This is a genomic window from Pseudomonas sp. SED1, from assembly GCF_034044025.1.
In the GTDB taxonomy this organism is placed as follows: domain Bacteria; phylum Pseudomonadota; class Gammaproteobacteria; order Pseudomonadales; family Pseudomonadaceae; genus Aquipseudomonas.
In genome coordinates this window covers 1-16,707 of sequence record NZ_JAXCIS010000209.1, presented here as the reverse complement: position 1 = coordinate 16,707, position 16,707 = coordinate 1, and the positions used below count along the sequence as shown (strand labels likewise).

Annotated in this window: 13 protein-coding genes; 3 read left to right on the top strand and 10 right to left on the bottom strand. The window is 61.1% G+C overall.

Features of this window, described 5'->3' with window-relative positions; genetic code table 11:
- Positions 1 to 11 precede the first annotated feature (11 nt).
- From SNL23_RS26950 to SNL23_RS26930, 5 genes are all read right to left on the bottom strand, one after another.
- Positions 12 to 191, bottom strand: coding sequence for a hypothetical protein (locus SNL23_RS26950; RefSeq protein ID WP_003211212.1), 180 nt, complete (start codon positions 189 to 191; stop codon positions 12 to 14).
- 156 nt (positions 192 to 347) lie between these two features.
- Positions 348 to 1,523, bottom strand: coding sequence for a lactonase family protein (locus SNL23_RS26945; RefSeq protein ID WP_167663304.1), 1,176 nt, complete (start codon positions 1,521 to 1,523; stop codon positions 348 to 350).
- Positions 1,510 to 1,806 (bottom strand): DUF5629 family protein, encoded by a 297-nt coding sequence (locus tag SNL23_RS26940; protein ID WP_076016859.1) that lies wholly within the window; start codon positions 1,804 to 1,806, stop codon positions 1,510 to 1,512. The genes SNL23_RS26945 and SNL23_RS26940 overlap by 14 nt, the downstream gene beginning before the upstream one ends.
- Before the next feature lie 118 nt (positions 1,807 to 1,924).
- Complete coding sequence (locus SNL23_RS26935) at positions 1,925 to 4,300, bottom strand: efflux RND transporter permease subunit (RefSeq protein WP_318304187.1); 2,376 nt, start codon at positions 4,298 to 4,300, stop codon at positions 1,925 to 1,927.
- 15 nt (positions 4,301 to 4,315) lie between these two features.
- Complete coding sequence (locus SNL23_RS26930) at positions 4,316 to 5,356, bottom strand: WD40/YVTN/BNR-like repeat-containing protein (RefSeq protein ID WP_318304188.1); 1,041 nt, start codon at positions 5,354 to 5,356, stop codon at positions 4,316 to 4,318.
- A 427-nt stretch (positions 5,357 to 5,783) separates the two neighbouring features.
- On the opposite strand from SNL23_RS26930, the gene SNL23_RS26925 reads away from it, so the two are divergent.
- Entirely contained in the window at positions 5,784 to 6,899 is a 1,116-nt protein-coding gene (locus tag SNL23_RS26925; protein WP_318304186.1) for a Gfo/Idh/MocA family protein, read from the top strand.
- A gap of 102 nt (positions 6,900 to 7,001) precedes the next feature.
- Here the strand turns inward: SNL23_RS26925 and SNL23_RS26920 are convergent, their stop codons facing one another.
- From SNL23_RS26920 to SNL23_RS26900, 5 genes are all read right to left on the bottom strand, one after another.
- Positions 7,002 to 10,115: an efflux RND transporter permease subunit gene (locus tag SNL23_RS26920; RefSeq protein ID WP_318304185.1), complete on the bottom strand. Its 3,114-nt coding sequence runs from the start codon at positions 10,113 to 10,115 to the stop codon at positions 7,002 to 7,004.
- Positions 10,112 to 11,383: an efflux RND transporter periplasmic adaptor subunit gene (locus SNL23_RS26915; protein ID WP_318304184.1), complete on the bottom strand. Its 1,272-nt coding sequence runs from the start codon at positions 11,381 to 11,383 to the stop codon at positions 10,112 to 10,114. Before SNL23_RS26915 ends, SNL23_RS26920 begins: the two co-directional genes overlap by 4 nt.
- Entirely contained in the window at positions 11,376 to 12,614 is a 1,239-nt protein-coding gene (locus tag SNL23_RS26910) for a TolC family protein (protein WP_318304182.1), read from the bottom strand. The genes SNL23_RS26915 and SNL23_RS26910 overlap by 8 nt, the downstream gene beginning before the upstream one ends.
- 96 nt (positions 12,615 to 12,710) lie before the next feature.
- Positions 12,711 to 13,058 carry a hypothetical protein gene (locus SNL23_RS26905; RefSeq protein ID WP_076016852.1) on the bottom strand — a complete coding sequence of 116 codons (348 nt, stop codon included), beginning with the start codon at positions 13,056 to 13,058 and terminating at the stop codon, positions 12,711 to 12,713.
- A 295-nt stretch (positions 13,059 to 13,353) separates the two neighbouring features.
- On the bottom strand, positions 13,354 to 14,274 hold the full coding sequence (locus tag SNL23_RS26900) for a hypothetical protein (protein WP_076016851.1): 921 nt from the start codon (positions 14,272 to 14,274) through the stop codon (positions 13,354 to 13,356).
- A 368-nt stretch (positions 14,275 to 14,642) separates the two neighbouring features.
- Here SNL23_RS26900 and SNL23_RS26895 point away from each other — a divergent pair, with 368 nt between their 5' ends.
- Positions 14,643 to 15,326, top strand: a complete 684-nt coding sequence (locus SNL23_RS26895; protein ID WP_003219726.1) for a response regulator transcription factor — start codon at positions 14,643 to 14,645, stop codon at positions 15,324 to 15,326.
- A complete protein-coding gene (locus tag SNL23_RS26890) occupies positions 15,304 to 16,701 on the top strand; it encodes a sensor histidine kinase (RefSeq protein ID WP_167663312.1) in 1,398 nt (465 codons plus the stop codon). Before SNL23_RS26895 ends, SNL23_RS26890 begins: the two co-directional genes overlap by 23 nt.
- The last annotated feature ends 6 nt before the right edge of the window (positions 16,702 to 16,707 follow it).

The window sequence follows — 16,707 nt, the reverse complement described above, 5'->3', positions numbered from 1 at the left end:
CAGCTTCAAGATCAGTTCTGGATTTTGTGGTCCAGCGCTGCATAGAAGTTGGCGCTTTGTTGCAGGTATTTCTGGGTGTAGGCGCTGGTGCTGGTTTTTTTGCTGCTGATTTCGACGCTGGCGCTGGCTGGCAACGCTACGGTGGCGGAAACAGCGGAAGCGGCGATGATCGAGAAGAGATTGAAGTTCATGTCGGTAACCCTTGTGTTCGGTTGGCTGGGTGGCCTGTGTTGGCCTTGGAACCAAACTTACGCCCGAGGGGTTAGCCTTAGAAATTCATTGAAACACTAGCCGCTATTAATAGTATTAATACAACAAGTCAGGCCCCGCACTGCGGGGCCTGTGGCTTATTGTCGCACCAGGAACTTTAGGTCGCTGGGGGCATCAATCGCCAGTTTCTGCACGGTTTTGCCCAAAAGACCGGTCTTGGGGTCGCGCTCGACCACCACAATCTCGTTGCTCTTCTGGTTGGCGATCAGCAGGAACTTGCCGCTGGGGTCCAGGGCGAACTCCCGGGGATGATCACCTTCCACCGAGCGGCGCTGGATCTCTTTCAACTGCGCGGTGGCCGGGTCGATGGCAAACACCAGCATCTGGTTGGCGGTGCCTCGGTTGCTCACGTAGAGGAACTTGCCGTCGCTTGAGGTGTGCAACGCGGCGCCGGCCTTGTCGGACACCGGTTGGCCGTCGGCAAAGTTGACCAGTTGCTTCTGGGTCAGCTTGCCATCGTTGTAGTCAAACACCGCCACTTGCGCGCTCATCTCGGTGGTCAGCCACGCGTGCTTGCCGTCTGCGGTGAACAGCAGGTGCCGCGGGCCGCTGCCCGGTGGCAATTGCACAAACGCAGGATCGGCCGGGGTCAGCGGCAGTTCGTGGTTGGCCTTGGGATCGTAGTGGTAGGCAAAGAGCTTGTCCGCCCCCAGGTCCTGGACAAACACGTATTTGCCGTCCGGCGAAGACACCACCGAATGCACGTGGTTGGAGGCCTGACGCTCCGGGTTGACCCGGCTGGCCGGGTGCCCGCTCAACTGCACTGGCGGCGACAGTTTGCCTTGGGCATCTACCGGCAACACCGCGAGGCTGCCGCCCGGGTCTTCCAGCACCGAATAGTTGGCGACGAACAGGTAGCGCCCGTCACTGGCCAGGCTGGAATGAGTCGGCTCGTTGCCCAGGCTCTGCACCTGGTTGATCAGGGTCAGTTGATGGTTCTTCGGGTCGATGCTGTAGCTGCTGACGCGCCCCACCGGGTCTTTTTGGCCCGGGCCGTTTTCGTTGACCACAAACAGGTGCTTCTGGTCTTTGGAAAGGGTCAGCCACGACGGGTTGGCCGTCTTGGCGGCGAGCACCGGCTGGCCGCTGAACTGCCCGGTACGGCTGTCGAACTGCAGGCGATAGATGCCTTCGCTGGTGCCGGCGGTGTAGCTGCCGACGAGCAATTCATAGGTATCCACCGGCGCGGCCTGGACCGACATCGCGCCTACACTGCCGGCCATCAGCAGGGGCCAGAATTTACGCATCATCATCCGCTTCATCCTCGTCATTATTGTTGCCGGTGACGCCGCTCATGCAGACCAGGCGGTGTTCGCCCGAGTCACCGGTAAGGGTCCAGCTTTGCAAGGTTTGATCAAAGGTCGCCGCCTTGACCTGCTCCAGGCTGAATCTCCAGTGCTTCTTGTCACGACCGTCCATGCAGATGATCAGTAACTTCTGGTCATCCAGGCTGAAATCGAAGGTATGCAGGCCATCGATTTCAACCATCTGGCAGTCTTCAAAAGCATTGAGCAAGGTAGCGGTGTCAGCAGTCATAACCATCAATCATCAAGAGGAAAGACCCCATGATAGGTCAAATCGTTGCATCGACCTAAGCCCGCGCAATGCAAAACGCCGTGGCACAGGCCACGGCGTTTTGGCGAACAGCGATGAATCAGTGAGCGAACAACGAATTGCCCTTCTGCCCCGCCAGCTTCTCGGGCTTGATCAGGAAGCGTGCCAGCGCCGGCAGCAGCCACAGCGCGCCGAACATGTTCCACAGCAGCATGAAGGTCAGCATCAGGCCCATGTCGGCCTGGAACTTGATGGCCGAGAAGATCCACGTCGCCACGCCGATCGCCAGGCACAGGCCGGTGAACAGCACGGCTTTACCGGTGGACTTGAGCGTCTGGTAATAGGCTTCCTGCAACGGCAAACCGGCGCGCAGGAAACTCTCCAGGCGACTGTAGATGTAGATGCCGTAGTCCACGCCAATCCCCACGCCCAGCGCCACCACCGGCAAGGTCGCGACCTTGACGCCGATGCCCATGAACGCCATCAGCGCGTTGCCCAGCACCGAGGTCAGCACCAGCGGCAACACGATGCACAGGGTCGCCGCCCAGGAGCGGAAGGTGATCATGCACATGGTGGCCACGCACAGGTACACCAGGATCAGGATGGTCAGCTCGGATTCCTTGATCACCTCGTTGGTGGCGGCTTCGATCCCGGCGTTACCGGCGGCGAGGATGAATTCCAGGCCCTCCTTGTTGTTCTCCTTGGCGAAGTCCTGCACCGCATGCACCGCGCGGTCGAGGGTTTCGGCCTTGTGGTCGTTGAGGAACACCAGCACCGGCGCCAGGGAGCAATTGTTGTTATACAGGCCATCGGCACGGGCGATGGAGTTGTTCAGCACATCCGGGTTACGCGACAGGGTTTCCCATTTCAGGTTGCCCTCGTTCATGCCCTTGATCATCTGCTTGGACACGGTCACCAACGAGATGGCCGACTGCACGCCTTCGGTGTTCTGCATCTTCCACATCAACTGGTCGATGGGCGCCATGGCTTCATAACGCGAGCAGCCTTCCGGCGGCGTCTTGACCATCACCACCAGCACGTCGGAGCTGGTGGAGTAGTTGCTGATGATGAAGTTGTTGTCCTTGTTGTAGCGCGAGTCCGGGCGCAGCTCCGGCGCGCCCTGGTCGAGGTCGCCGATCTTCAGGTTCTGGCTGTACCAGAGGCCGCCACCGAAGGCGACCAATGCCAACGCAATCGATACCGGCGCGACTTTGGGGCTGGCGAATTTCGACAGCAGGCGCCAGAACGGGTGTTCGCGGTGTGCATCTTTCTTGCTGCGCTCGATGGCGCGTTTGCTGATGCCGACGTAGGAGATCGCGACCGGCAGCAGGATCAGGTTGGTGAACACGATCACCGCCACACCGACCGAGGCGCCGATGGCCAGTTCACGGATCACGCCGATGTCGATGATCAGCAGGGTGATAAAGCCGACCGCGTCGGCGAGGATCGCGATCATTCCCGGCAGGAACAACTGGCGGAACGTACGCCGGGCGGCGGTCAGGGCGTTGTCGGCATCACTGGATTGCAGGGCGATGCCGTTGATCTTCTGTACGCCGTGGGAAATACCGATGGCGAAGATCAGGAACGGCACCAGCATCGAGTACGGATCCAGCCCGAAACCCAGGGCATGCATCAATCCAAGTTGCCAGATAACCGCCACCAACGTGGTGCTCAACACCGCGACGGTACTGCGCAGGCAGTTGGTGAACCACAGCAGCAGCACCAGGGTGATGACGAAGGCGATACCGAAAAACATCACCACCATCACCAGGCCGTCGATCAGGTCGCCGACCTTCTTGGCAAACCCGACGATGTGGATTTTGACGTTGGGGTTCTGTGCTTCGAACTTGTCGCGGATCTTGTCTTCGAGTTCATGGGAGAACTTGCGATAGTCCAGGGCCAGCAGCTTGCCCTGGTCTTGCGGGTCCGGGTAGGACTCCAGCAGCGGAATGTCGACGATGCTCGACTTGAAATCGTTGGCCACCAGCCGCCCGACCTGCCCGGACTTGAGCACGTTGTTGCGCAACTGATCGAGGCTCTCCGGCGAGCCATTGTAGCTCTGGGGGATCACTTCACCGCCGGCAAAGCCCTCTTCAGTGACTTCGGTCCAGCGCACGCTGGGGCTCCACAGGGACTTGAGCCCGGAGCGGTCGACGCCGGAGATGTAGAACACCTCGTCGTTGATCTGGCGCAGGGTCTCCATGTACTCCTTCGTGAAGATGTCGCCGTCCTTGGCCTCCACCGAGATGCGCACCGTGTTGCCCAAGTTCGCCAGGTCGTTGCGGTGCTCCATCATCTTCTCGATGAAGGTGTGCTTGAGCGGGATCATTTTTTCGAAGCTGGTGGACGGGCGAATCAACGTCGCCTGCCAGAACAGGAAAATACTCACCAGCAGGCAGATCGTGATCACTGCCGGGCGGTTATTGAAAATCAGGCGCTCGAGAAACGTGGCCTTGTCGTTGTGATGACTGCTCATGGTGTCCCCGCCTTCTTATTGTTTTGTCGGCTCGGCGCCAGTTGGACCCGCCACGCGAACGCCGCCTTGTCCCACCAGAATCAAGTTGCCGTTGCCCGCCGCCGTGACCGCCGACAGCGAAATGCGGTCCGGGCGATTGAATACGTTGAAGGTCAGGCCGTCATCGTGGCTGACCACCACGCTGCCGCCGTTGCCCACCACCACGATGGAGCCGTCGTCCAGCAGGGTCGCGCCCGATAAGCCGAACTCCAGCGCGCCACGAGTGGCGTTCAGCTCCACCGGTTCCCAGGTGCTGCCAAAATCCGTGGAGCGAAACAGGTTGCCGCGCAGGCCGTAGGCCAACAGGGTTTGCGCGTGGGCCGTGCCGATCACGCCGAACAGCGAGCCTTCGTAGGGACCTTCGAGTTTTTCCCAAGTTTGCCCCTCGTCATGGGAGCGGAACATGCTGCCCTGCTCACCGACGATAAACAGCCCGGCGTCTTTCACTTGGGCGATGGCGTTGAGGTGGAATTGGTCTTCGTTGTCGAGGCGGTCGCTGACGTCGTCCCAGGTCTTGCCGCCGTCGGTGGTTTCGATCAGCGCACCGTACGCGCCCACGGCAAAGCCATTGCTGGCGTCCTTGAACCACACGTCGAGCAGCGGCGCTTCGCGCTTGAGGTCCTGGAATTGTTGAGTCCAGCTCAGGCCGCCGTCGGTGGTGGCGAGGATCTGTGCGTCATGGCCCACCGCCCAACCGTGTTGGTCATCGGCGAAAAACACCGCGGTCAGCAGTTGCCGGGTGGGGACTTTGGCTTGGCTCCAGGTCGCGCCCTGGTCGTCGGAATAGAGGATGTGCCCGCGATCACCGACCGCGACCAGGCGTTTGCCTGCGTGCACCACGTCGATCATCAGGCTTTTGGCAGCCTTGGGGGAATCAATGGCAAATACCGCTGCGGCGGTGGTTTCAGTGGCGGCGTGGGCCGGTGTCGACAACGCGACAACCCCCAGCAACGAGAGCGCTGTGGCCAGCAATGCGACCCTGCGCGTGGCCTTCGGGCGGAAAAACACCACACCCATGACAGGCTCACTCATAGACCTTTCTCCCATTTATTATTGTTAGGTCGTCTTGCCGCGGGGAGCCCTGAAACCTGCAATCTAGAGCGCCTTGGGCAAGCTGGGCCATCCTAGCGGGCTTTGGAATCGTCTGACAATCGGCGCTACGTTATGTTTTGTTAACTGGAGGGGGTTTGAGCCACTACTGAATGTAGCACTATCAGCAGCGGTGATCGTGGAGGGGGCTGTTGTGGCGAGGGAGCTTGCTCCCGCTGGGCTGCGCAGCGGGCCCAATATCTTGGGAGTGCTTCGCACTCCAGCGGGAGCAAGCTCCCTCGCCACGGGGTGAAGTGTGACCTTCGAAAATGAATTTTTATTCTATGTATTGAGTTTTGGGAATATTTATTCCATAAATAGCCTTCTCAAAACAATAATTCGAAGGAACCCGGCTATGCGCGAACTCGGAATCGGCCTGATTGGCACAGGCTTTATGGGGCGTGCCCACGCTCTGGCATTCAATAACGCGCGGGCGGTGTTTGAGCTGCCGGTGAAGCTCAGACTGGCCGCCCTGGCCGATGCCGATACCGAACGCGCGACACGTTGCGCCGCGGACTGGGGGTTTGCCCAGGCCCATGGCGACTGGCAGCAGTTGATCGACGATCCCAAGGTCGATGTCGTCGCCATCACTACCCCTAACCATTTGCACTTCCCGATGGCCATGGCTGCGCTGGCGGCGGGCAAGGCGGTGTATTGCGAGAAGCCGCTGGCGGTGAGCCTGGAACAGGCAGCAGCCATGCGTGATGCGGCGAGCAAGGCCGGGGTAGTGACGCGGGTCGGCTACAACTATCAGCACAACCCGATGATTGGCCTGGCCCGGCAGTTGATCGCCAGTGGTGAATTGGGGGAGATCATCAGTTTCCAGGGGGAATTCAGCGAGGATTTCATGGCGGATGCATCGTCGCCGTGGTCGTGGCGCTGTGAGGTGGGGCATGCCGGCGGTGCGTTGGCGGATTTGGGCAGTCACTTGCTGTCGATGGCGCGGTACCTGGTGGGGGATGTGCTGAGTGTGTGTGCCGATACGCAAACGGTGCATGGGCAACGGCCTGCTACTGCCGGAAGTGACACGCTGCGGGAGATTGCGGTGGACGATCAGGTGCATGCGTTGCTGCGGTTTGCCAATGGTGCGCGGGGGACGGTGAGCAGTAGTTGGCTGAAGCATGGGTATAAGAATCACCTGAGCTTTGAGATCAGTGGCACGCGGGGCACGTTGTTGTTTGATCAGGAACGGTTGAATGAGTTGCAGCTGTTTCGGGTTGGGCAGGATGGGTTTCAGCGGTTGCTGGCGGGGCCTTCGCTGCCCGGGTATGCCGCGTTCAGCCCGGCACCGGGGCATCAGTTGGGGTACAACGAGTTGAAGACGCTGGAGGTGCATGAGTTGGTGATGGCGTTGGCTGGGAATGGTAGCGATGGGACGGATTTTGCAGCGGCTTGGGAAGTTGAGCGGTTGGCTACGGCGATTCGGGTTGCGGCTCGGGAGGAGCGGTGGGTCAGGCTGAATGAGGTCTAAATGTGGGAGCGGGCTTGCTCGCGAAGGCAGTGTGTCAGCCAGTACATCTGGCGACTGACACACCGCTTTCGCGAGCAAGCCCGCTCCCACATTTGATTTTTGTCAGCTTTGGGATTTGCGCATGAGGCGGTAGGCCGCCGGGATGACGAAGAGGGAGAGCAAGGGTGCGGTGAGCATGCCGCCAATCATTGGCGCGGCAATTCGGCTCATGACTTCGCTGCCGGTGCCGCCGCCCAACAGGATCGGCAGCAAGCCGGCGATGATCACGGCGACGGTCATCGCCTTGGGGCGCACGCGCAATACGGCGCCTTCGGTGATGGCTTCCAGCAAGGCCTGGTCCCCTCCTCCCTGGCGTTCAGCCCAGGCGTTTTTCAGGTACAGCAGCATGATCACGCCGAACTCGGCCGACACCCCCGCCAATGCAATAAACCCGACGCCGGTCGCCACCGACAGGTTGAAGCCCAGCCAGTACAGCAACCAGACCCCACCGGTCAGCGCGAACGGCAACGTGGCGAGGATCAGCAGCGCCTCATCCACCCGGCGGAACGTCAGGTACAGCAGCACGAAGATGATCAGCAAGGTCGCCGGCACTACCAGCTTCAGGCGTTCATTGGCCCGCTCCAGGAACTCGAACTGCCCCGAGTAACTGAGGCTCATGCCCGGTTGCAACTGCACCTGCTGGTTGATCGCCGCACGCAAGTCCTTCACCACCGACGCCAAATCACGGTCGCGCACGTCGATGTACACCCAGCCGGAAGGCCGGGCGTTTTCGCTCTTGAGCATCGGCGGGCCTTCGGTGACCTTGATGTTGGCCACGGTGCCCAAGGTGATCTGGCTGCCCGACGGCGTATAAATCGGCAGGTTGCTCAACGCCGCCACCGAATCGCGCCATTCTTTCGGGTAGCGCAGGTTGATGGGGAAACGCGCGAGGCCTTCGACCGTCTCGCCGATGTTTTCACCGCCAATCGCCCCGGAGACGATGGACTGCACATCGCTGATGTTCAGGCCATAACGCGCGGCTGCCGGGCGATTGATATCCACGTCGATGTAGCGCCCGCCCGTCAGGCGTTCCGCCAGGGCCGAGCTGACGCCAGGCACCGTCTTGGCGACCTTTTCCACGGCCTGGGTTACCGCGTCGATTTCCATCAGACTAGTGCCCGCGACCTTGACGCCGATCGGGCTTTTGACCCCCGTGGCGAGCATGTCGATGCGGTTGCGGATCGGCGGAATCCAGATGTTGGTCAGCCCCGGCACCTGCACCACGCGGTCGAGTTCCTTCACCAGTTTTTCCGGGGTCATGCCGGGGCGCCATTGATCTCGCGGCTTGAACTCAATGGTGGTTTCGAACATTTCCAGCGGCGCCGGGTCGGTGGCCGTTTCTGCGCGGCCGGCCTTGCCGAACACATGGGCGACTTCCGGTACGCTCTTGATCAAGCGGTCGGTACGCTGCAGCAACGCGCCTGCGGTTTGCGTCGACAATCCCGGCAGCGCCGAAGGCATGTACAGCAAGTCGCCTTCATCCAGCGGCGGCAGGAATTCACCGCCCAGATGCGACATCGGCCACAGCGCACTCGCGACCATCAGCAGCGCCACCAGAAGGGTCATGCGCGGCCAGCGCAATACGGCTTCGAGGGCCGGTTGATAGAGTTTGATCAGGCCGCGATTCAGCGGGTTGCGTTGCTCGTCGGGAATACGCCCGCGGATCCAGTACCCCATCAGCACCGGGATCAAGGTCACCGACAACCCTGCCGCTGCGGCCATGGCGTAGGTCTTCGTGTAGGCCAGCGGGCCGAACAACCGGCCTTCCTGGGCTTGCAGGGTGAACACCGGGATAAACGACAGGGTGATGATCAGCAGGCAGAAAAACAGCGCCGGCCCCACCTCCACCGCCGCATCAGTGATGACCTTCCAATGCTCCTCGCCCTTCAATTCGCGATTCGGATGTGCGTGGTGCCAGGCCTCGATTTTCTTGTGGGCATTCTCGATCATCACCACCGCGCCATCGACCATCGCGCCGATGGCAATCGCAATCCCGCCCAAGGACATGATGTTGGCGTTGATCCCCTGGAAGCGCATGACGATAAAGGCAATCAGCACCCCTACCGGCAACGAGATGATCGCCACCAGGGACGAGCGCAGGTGCCACAGGAAAATCCCGCACACCAGCGCCACCACCAGAAACTCTTCCAGCAGTTTATGGCTGAGGTTGTCCACGGCGCGGTCGATGAGTTTGCTGCGATCGTAGGTGGTGACGATTTCGACGCCGGGGGGCAGGCTGGTTTTCAGTTGTTCCAGCCTGGTCTTGACCGCCGCGATAGCCTCGCGGGCGTTCTTGCCGCTGCGCAGGATGACCACGCCGCCTACCGCCTCGCCTTCTCCATCCAGCTCGCTGATGCCTCGGCGCATGTCCGGGCCCAGTTGGATCGTCGCTACATCGCCGAGGGTCACTGGCACGTTGTTGGCGTCGAGCCGCAGGGGAATGGCACGGAAGTCTTCCAGGGTTTTCAGGTAGCCGGAGGCGCGCACCATGTACTCCGACTCGCCCATGCTCAGCACCGAGCCGCCGGTTTCCTGATTGGCCTTGCCGATGGCTTCCACCACTTGCGCCTGGGTGATACCGCGACTGGCCAGGGCCAGGGGATCGATCTGTACCTGATACTGCTTGACCTGGCCGCCGATGGTCGCCACTTCGGCGACGTTGGGCAGGGTCTTGAGTTCGAACTTGAGGAACCAGTCCTGCAACGAGCGCAGTTGCGCCAGGTCATGTTTGCCGGTGCGATCCACCAGCGCGTACTGATAGATCCAGCCAACACCGGTGGCGTCCGGGCCCAGCGCCGGCTTGGCAGATGCCGGCAAGCGCGCCTGCAACTGGCTCAGGTATTCCAGCACCCGCGAGCGCGCCCAATACAGGTCGGTGCCTTCGTCGAACAGCACGTAGACGTAGCTGTCGCCGAAGAACGAAAAGCCGCGCACGGTCTTCGCACCCGGCACCGAGAGCATGGTGGTGGTCATCGGGTAAGTGACCTGATTCTCGACAATTTGCGGCGCCTGGCCCGGGTATGGCGTACGGATGATCACCTGCACATCCGACAGGTCCGGCAGAGCATCCACCGGAGTGTTCTGGATCGACCACAGGCCCCACGCGGTCACGAATAACGTCGCCAGCAACACCAAAAAGCGGTTGGCCACCGACCAGCGAATCAACAGGGCGATCATGGCCGGGCTCCCGGTTGCATGCTCATGCCGTCCATGGACCCTTCATTTGAAAAACCGTCGGACGCCTGAGTGGTAATTCCCTTCAAACTTGCTTCAGAGTCCAGCAGAAATTGACCCGAGGCGACTACCTGCTGGCCTTCCTGCAAGCCTGCGAGGATGACGGTCTGGTCTTGGTTTTCTGCGCCCACCTGGACTTCCACCGGGCGATAACGTCCGCCCTCCTCGGCCACCATCACCAGCGCGCGTTTGCCGGTACGAATCAACGCCTCGCTCGGCAGCAACAGCACCGATTGCCCGGTCGATTGGGCCAGTCGTACCTGGGCGGTCATGCCGGGACGCAACCTGCCGTCAGGGTTGGGCAGTTCGACTCGCAACTGCACGGTGCGGCTGTCCATGGCGGTGGCAGGCAGGATTGCGGCGACGGTGCCTTTGAATACCTGGCCCGGTAGCCCGACAAAACGGCTCTCGACGGTTTGCCCGACCGCCAATGCGGCGCCCTGGGCTTCAGGCACAGCGACTTGCAGCCACACGGTGCCCAGGCCGTTGACTCGCGCGAGGGTTTGTCCGGCCGCAACGGTCATGCCCTCGCGAACGTCCAGGGTTTGCAACGCGCCGCCTAACGGGGTGGTCATGGTCATCACCGATTGCACCCGGCCGCTGCGCTCCATCTGCGTGATCAACCCGGCAGGCATTCCAGTCAAGCGCAGGCGCTGGCGGGCGGCAGTCAACAACCCTGGATCGCTATGTCGCAGAGCAAGAAACTCTTCCTGGGCGGCGGCCCATTCGGGCACCAGAATGTCAGCCAGGGGCGCCTGAGCCTTGAGCACATCACCCGGCGCACGGGCGTAAACCCGCTCTACATATCCAGCAGCGCGAGCCTGCACCACTGCCACATCGCGGTCGTTGAAGGTCAGGATCCCCGACAGATCAAGACTCGACGCCAGCACGCCGCGACTGACACTCGCCAGGCGTACGCCGATGTTCTGGGTCAGGCTCGAATCGATTTGAATCGACGCACTCTCTTCGGCACCACCGGAGTAACGCGGCACCAATTGCATGTCCATGAAAGGCGATTTGCCCGGCTTGTCGAACTTTTGCTGCGGGTACATCGGGTCGTACCAGTACAGCGCCTTTTCCTCTCCCGGCGCCTGCATCGCCCCGGCCATGGCCGGTTGAGCCGCGCGCATCTGCGCCAGCCAATAGCCGCCACCCAGGCCCAGCAACAACACGCCGCCCAGCAGGGCCACATTCACGATTCGGTTATTCATTGGCGGGTTCCCCGTAAGCGAAATACAGCTGGGCGCCGGTCAGGGCGCGCTGCTCAATGGCATCAATCTGTTTGAAGCGTGCCTCGACCAGCTCACGGCGGGCGCTGACCACATTCATCAGGTCGCCCTTGCCCGCGCGATACCCCGTCAGGCTCAGGGACACCTTCTCCTCGGCCAGCGGCACCAGGCTGTCCTGGCTGCGCTGCACGGCGCGGTCCAGGCGTTGATAGTTGGCCAGGTCGTCTTCGAGTTCCTGGGTGTGTTCACGGGTCTTGGCTTCGCGTTCGGCATCCAGTTGGTCGAGTTCGGCCTGTTTGGCGGCGATACCGGGGTTCTGCCGGCGACCGGGGAAGATCGGCAAATCGACGGTGAATTGCAGGCTGACCATGTCGCCGTACTCACGGCCACGGTGCTGATAGTCCACTTCCCAACTCCAGTCCGAGGTCTTTTGCGCCTTGGCCTCGTTCAGCCGGGCTTCGGCCTCGCGGGTGCGCGGTACAAAGGCTTGCAGAACCGGATGCTGATGCAGGTTGTGGGTGAGGCCCGTGGTGTCGATTTTCCAGTTCGGCAACTGCCCGCTGGGGGCTTCACTGGCAGCCGGGCCGATCCAGCGCTTGAGCGCCGCGCGGGCCTGGGCGCGTTGCTGGATCAGCTCATCTTCGCGTTCGGCCAGGTCAGCCGCTTCCTGCTTCGGGATCACTGCGTCGGAGGGCTGCCCGCGACCACCGGCCAGTTGCGCACGCACGGTGTCTTGCAGCAGGCGATTCTGCTGATAGAAGTCCTTGAACAGTGCCTCTTTGCGTTCCACCGAATAGGCGCGAATCCACGCCTGGGCGGTGGCCTGCCGTACGTTCAAGCGTTCGATCCGGCCTTCGGCGGCAGCCGTGTCCACGGTGGCCGAGGCCAACTCAACCCGTGCCTTACGTTTGTCGCGGCTGGGCACTTGTTGCTGGATACCGATCATTTGCTCGGTCATGTCATCGCCATACAGCGTGCCGCGATTGGGCCCGCCGACGGGGAAATTTTGCAGGCCTACTACCAGTTTCGGGTCCGGCAGCTCACCGGCCGGAATCGCCGCCTGAGTAGCAGCCTGCAATTTGGAGGATTCAGCCGTCAGCGACGGCGCGTTGTTTTGCGCCAGGCGCAAGGCATCATCCAGGGTCAGCGCAGACGCCAGCGTCGGCCACGCCAGCACGCCCACCACCAGGGCACGCACGCATAGGAAATTCATCTTGAAGTGTCCTGTTCTGTTGCGCTGCGCACCGCTTTACGCGGCCCACAGCAAGGCCGTCCCGGTTCAGGGACGAGTCTTCAGGTGCAACAGGATTCAGGTACGGGGCGGACGCCAGACGCCGGACGGCGTGCGGTCGGGAATAAAGTCAGAAGAGACGCTGACCAGCAGCGCATGGGAAACAGTCGCCGGCGCCTTAAGCACTGGCATCGACAATTGCAGCATACCGCCAGTCTTGCATTCCTGGCCGGGTTTACAGCTTTTGCTGTGGTCGGCTGGGGTGGCGCCGTCCTGGCAACAGTCCGGGGCCATGTCGCTCATCATCTGCATATCGGACATCTGCATCGGGCACGGCTCGGTACTCGACGGCACACCCGCCATCCCGGTCAGGGGAAGCGCAAGACTCAACAACAGGACCAGTAAAAAACGCAGATAGCGGCTCATGGGACGAGAGCTTAGCTAAACGGCGGTTAAGCAACAATTAACAAAATCCGGAGATTTCGCCTTCGCCCGGAATGCAGCAACGACACAAAACAAAATGTGGGAGCGGGCTTGCTCGCGAATGCGGTGGGTCAGCCAATTCAGATGTGACTGATAAACCGCCTTCGCGAGCAAGCCCGCTCCCACATTGGACGAGCAAGACTCAGGATCAGTGCATGAAGATCGCGATCAGGATGATGACCGGGATAGGCACACCGAGGAAAAACAACAGTAATGAGCGCATGACGTTCTCCTTGAATTAACGAACAGGTGGCAGCGAAGTGGAAGTGGTGTAGGCATCGGTCTCCAGGTACACCACGGCATCCCGGCGACGACCGCCAAAGGTTGCAGCGAGGCTGGCAAAAAACGCACCGATCAACAGCGCCACGAAGGTCCACAGCGATGTGTAGGCAGCCACTTTCGCAGCGGTGTCGGCAGCCTGTTTGGCTTTCAACTTGGCATCATCCAGTGCTTTTTGTGCCTGGCCATAGACCTGGTCAACACGCGCCTCGGCGTCGGCCTGGCTGAGGTTGGTACGCTGGCTGATCAACTGCGCCAGATACGCACGGTCTTCAGGTGCCAGTTGGCCGTTGTTGCTCACCGTGCGGGCGAAGATACGCGCGACCACACCGTGCACCGCGTCATCGCTGACGGCTGCCGGGCGATCATCACGGAACAGGCTGTCGACGTAGTAGCCGAAGTCTTCACCCTTGGTGGCAGCACCCGCCGCCTGGCTCATGCCGCTGGCGGCACCCGATGCCACACTGGCACCTGCCTTTACACCACCGCTGACAACACTGCTGACCGAACCGACGATCAACACCGCCGTCACCAGTGTCGCCACGGCCCAGGCCAGGAAGCCATGGGCGGTGTCGCGGAAGTACACCTCATCGCCGTGCATATTGGCCCATTTCACCCGCAGGCGACCGGCGATGTAACCGCCCATCCCCGACGCGATGATTTGCGTAGCCGCCAGCCAGACAATGGTGGAAATGCCAAGCCCTTTGGCGCTGATGCCACTGTCGGCCCACGGCGAAACCGCCGAAAAGCCCAGGCCGAAGCCCAGCAGTACCAGGATCAAGGACAACGCAGCCGCGGCAGCGGCCCCGGCAAAGATCGCGCCCCAGGAAACCCCGGAGAGCGAACTCGATTCTTGCAGCGTGGATGAGGATGTGATCATTGTTGTTTTGCTCCAGGCATGAAAAATAGTGTTACAAGTCTCAAAAGGGACAGTGCAGGCGACGTGCCAGATGTCTAAAAATTAAAAGCCTATATATTTCAAATACTTAAGTAATTTGAACTAATTTGAACCATGCAACTTGCAAGAAATGCCCTGGAGCGGCGGGCGTTATGCATTCCTCGTAGGAAATAACCCATGCTCGCGCCATGGGAAGCAAAAAATCCTACACACACAGCGTTCGTTCAGATTCACCGGGGTAAGGTGAATTGTGTCGTTTGTGCCTACATAAATTTTTATTTAGGAAGCGGGCTATCATTTCTTGGCAAAATGCCCGCACTTCAGTGTGAATCGCTCACCAGGTAATCCTTATGACCCGCATTTTGACCATCGAGGACGACGCCGTAACGGCCCGCGAGATCGTTGCCGAGCTGAGTAGCCATGGACTGGACGTAGACTGGGTAGACAACGGCCGCGAAGGCCTGGTACGTGCCGTCAGCGGTGATTACGACCTGATCACCCTCGACCGCATGCTCCCGGAACTGGATGGCCTGGCCATCGTCACCACCCTGCGCACCATCGGTGTATCCACACCGATCCTGATGATCAGCGCCCTCTCCGACGTGGATGAACGGGTACGCGGCCTGCGCGCCGGTGGTGATGACTACCTGACCAAACCGTTCGCCTCCGACGAAATGGCCGCCCGCGTCGAAGTGCTGCTGCGGCGCAAAAGCACGGTCAAGGAGTTCGAAACCGCACTGCGCGTAGCGGATCTGGAACTGAACCTGATCAGCCGCGAAGCGAGCCGCGCCGAACAGCCTTTGAGCCTGTTGCCGACGGAATACAAACTGCTGGAATTCCTGATGCGCAACACCGGGCAGATCCTGTCGCGGATGATGATCTTTGAGGAGGTCTGGGGTTATCACTTCGACCCGGGCACCAACCTGATCGATGTGCACATCGGTCGCCTGCGCAAAAAAATCGACCCGCCGGGCCTCACGCCGCTGATCCGCACGGTACGAGGTTCCGGGTATGTCATTGCTGAACCCCTCTAAAGGCTGGCGCTCCTCCAGCAGCCGGCTGCTGGCGCTCTACAGTTCGTTGTTCGTGGCCTGGAGCTGCATCCTCATGGGTGTGCTCTACTACGAGGTCTCCGGTTACCTGGGCGACCTCTCGCGCCACTCGCTGATGCAGCGCCAGCATTTGTTCCAGCGGTTTGACGGCGAAGAACTGGTGGAAGCCCTGACCACCAGCATGACCTTCGACATGAAGGGTGTTGACGCATACGGGCTGTTCGACAACCAGTTCAACCCCATCAGCGGCCCGATCCGTGTGATACCGCCGGACCTGCCGATGGACGGGCACATCCATGCCCTGGCCAACTGCATCAATTCCGATGACCCGAAACTGCCCCGCGACAGCTGCGACGCCGTGGCCACCCACACCGAAGATGGCCGTTGGCTGATTTTGGTTCGCGCCAACGGCTCGCTGTTCGGCGTGACCCGCATCATCCTGCACGCCCTGCTGTGGGGGATTACCCTGACGATCATTCCTGGCGCGGCTGGCTGGCACCTGCTGCGACGGCGTCCGTTGCGGCGGATTCGCGGAATCCAGGCCAGCGCCGAAGCCATCGTGGCCGGCGACCTGACCCACCGCTTGCCGTTGTCTGACCGACGCGACGAACTGGACATGCTGGCGGCCATCGTCAACGCGATGCTCGACCGCATCGAGAAGCTGATGAACGAGGTCAAGGGCGTGTGCGACAACATCGCCCACGACCTGCGCACCCCGCTGACCCGCCTGCGGGCGCAGCTGTACCGGATCCAGCAGCAGGCCGATGAAGACGCGCCCCACGCCTTGCAACTGGACGCGGCCATCGCCGAGACCGACACCTTGATGGCGCGCTTTCGCGGCCTGCTGCGGATTTCCGAACTGGAAGACCACCAACGTCGCTCAGGCTTCCTCGTGCTAGATCCCTTGCCCTTGCTGCAAGAGCTCCACGACTTCTACCTGCCCCTGGCGGAAGAAGGCGAGATGGAACTGCTGCTGCAAGTGCCGGCCTCATTACCGTGGATCACCGGCGACCGCGCATTGCTGTTCGAAGCCCTGGCCAACCTGCTGAGCAACTCGATCAAATTCACCCCACCGGGCGGCGTAGTGATCCTGCGAGGCGTCAACGACGCCGGCAGCACCCGCATCGAAGTGCTCGACTCCGGCCCCGGAATTCCGGCGGCGGAACGCGCGGCAGTGTTCCAGCGTTTCTATCGGGTGGACGAAGGCAATCAACAGCAAGGCGGGTTTGGGTTGGGGCTGTCGATTGTGGCGGCGATCATCAACCTGCACGGGTTCAAACTGGAAGTGGGCAGCAGCGAGAGTGGCGGCGCGAAGCTGACCCTCGAATGCCGCCAACAGCTGATGCCTGAAGCCTGAAGAACA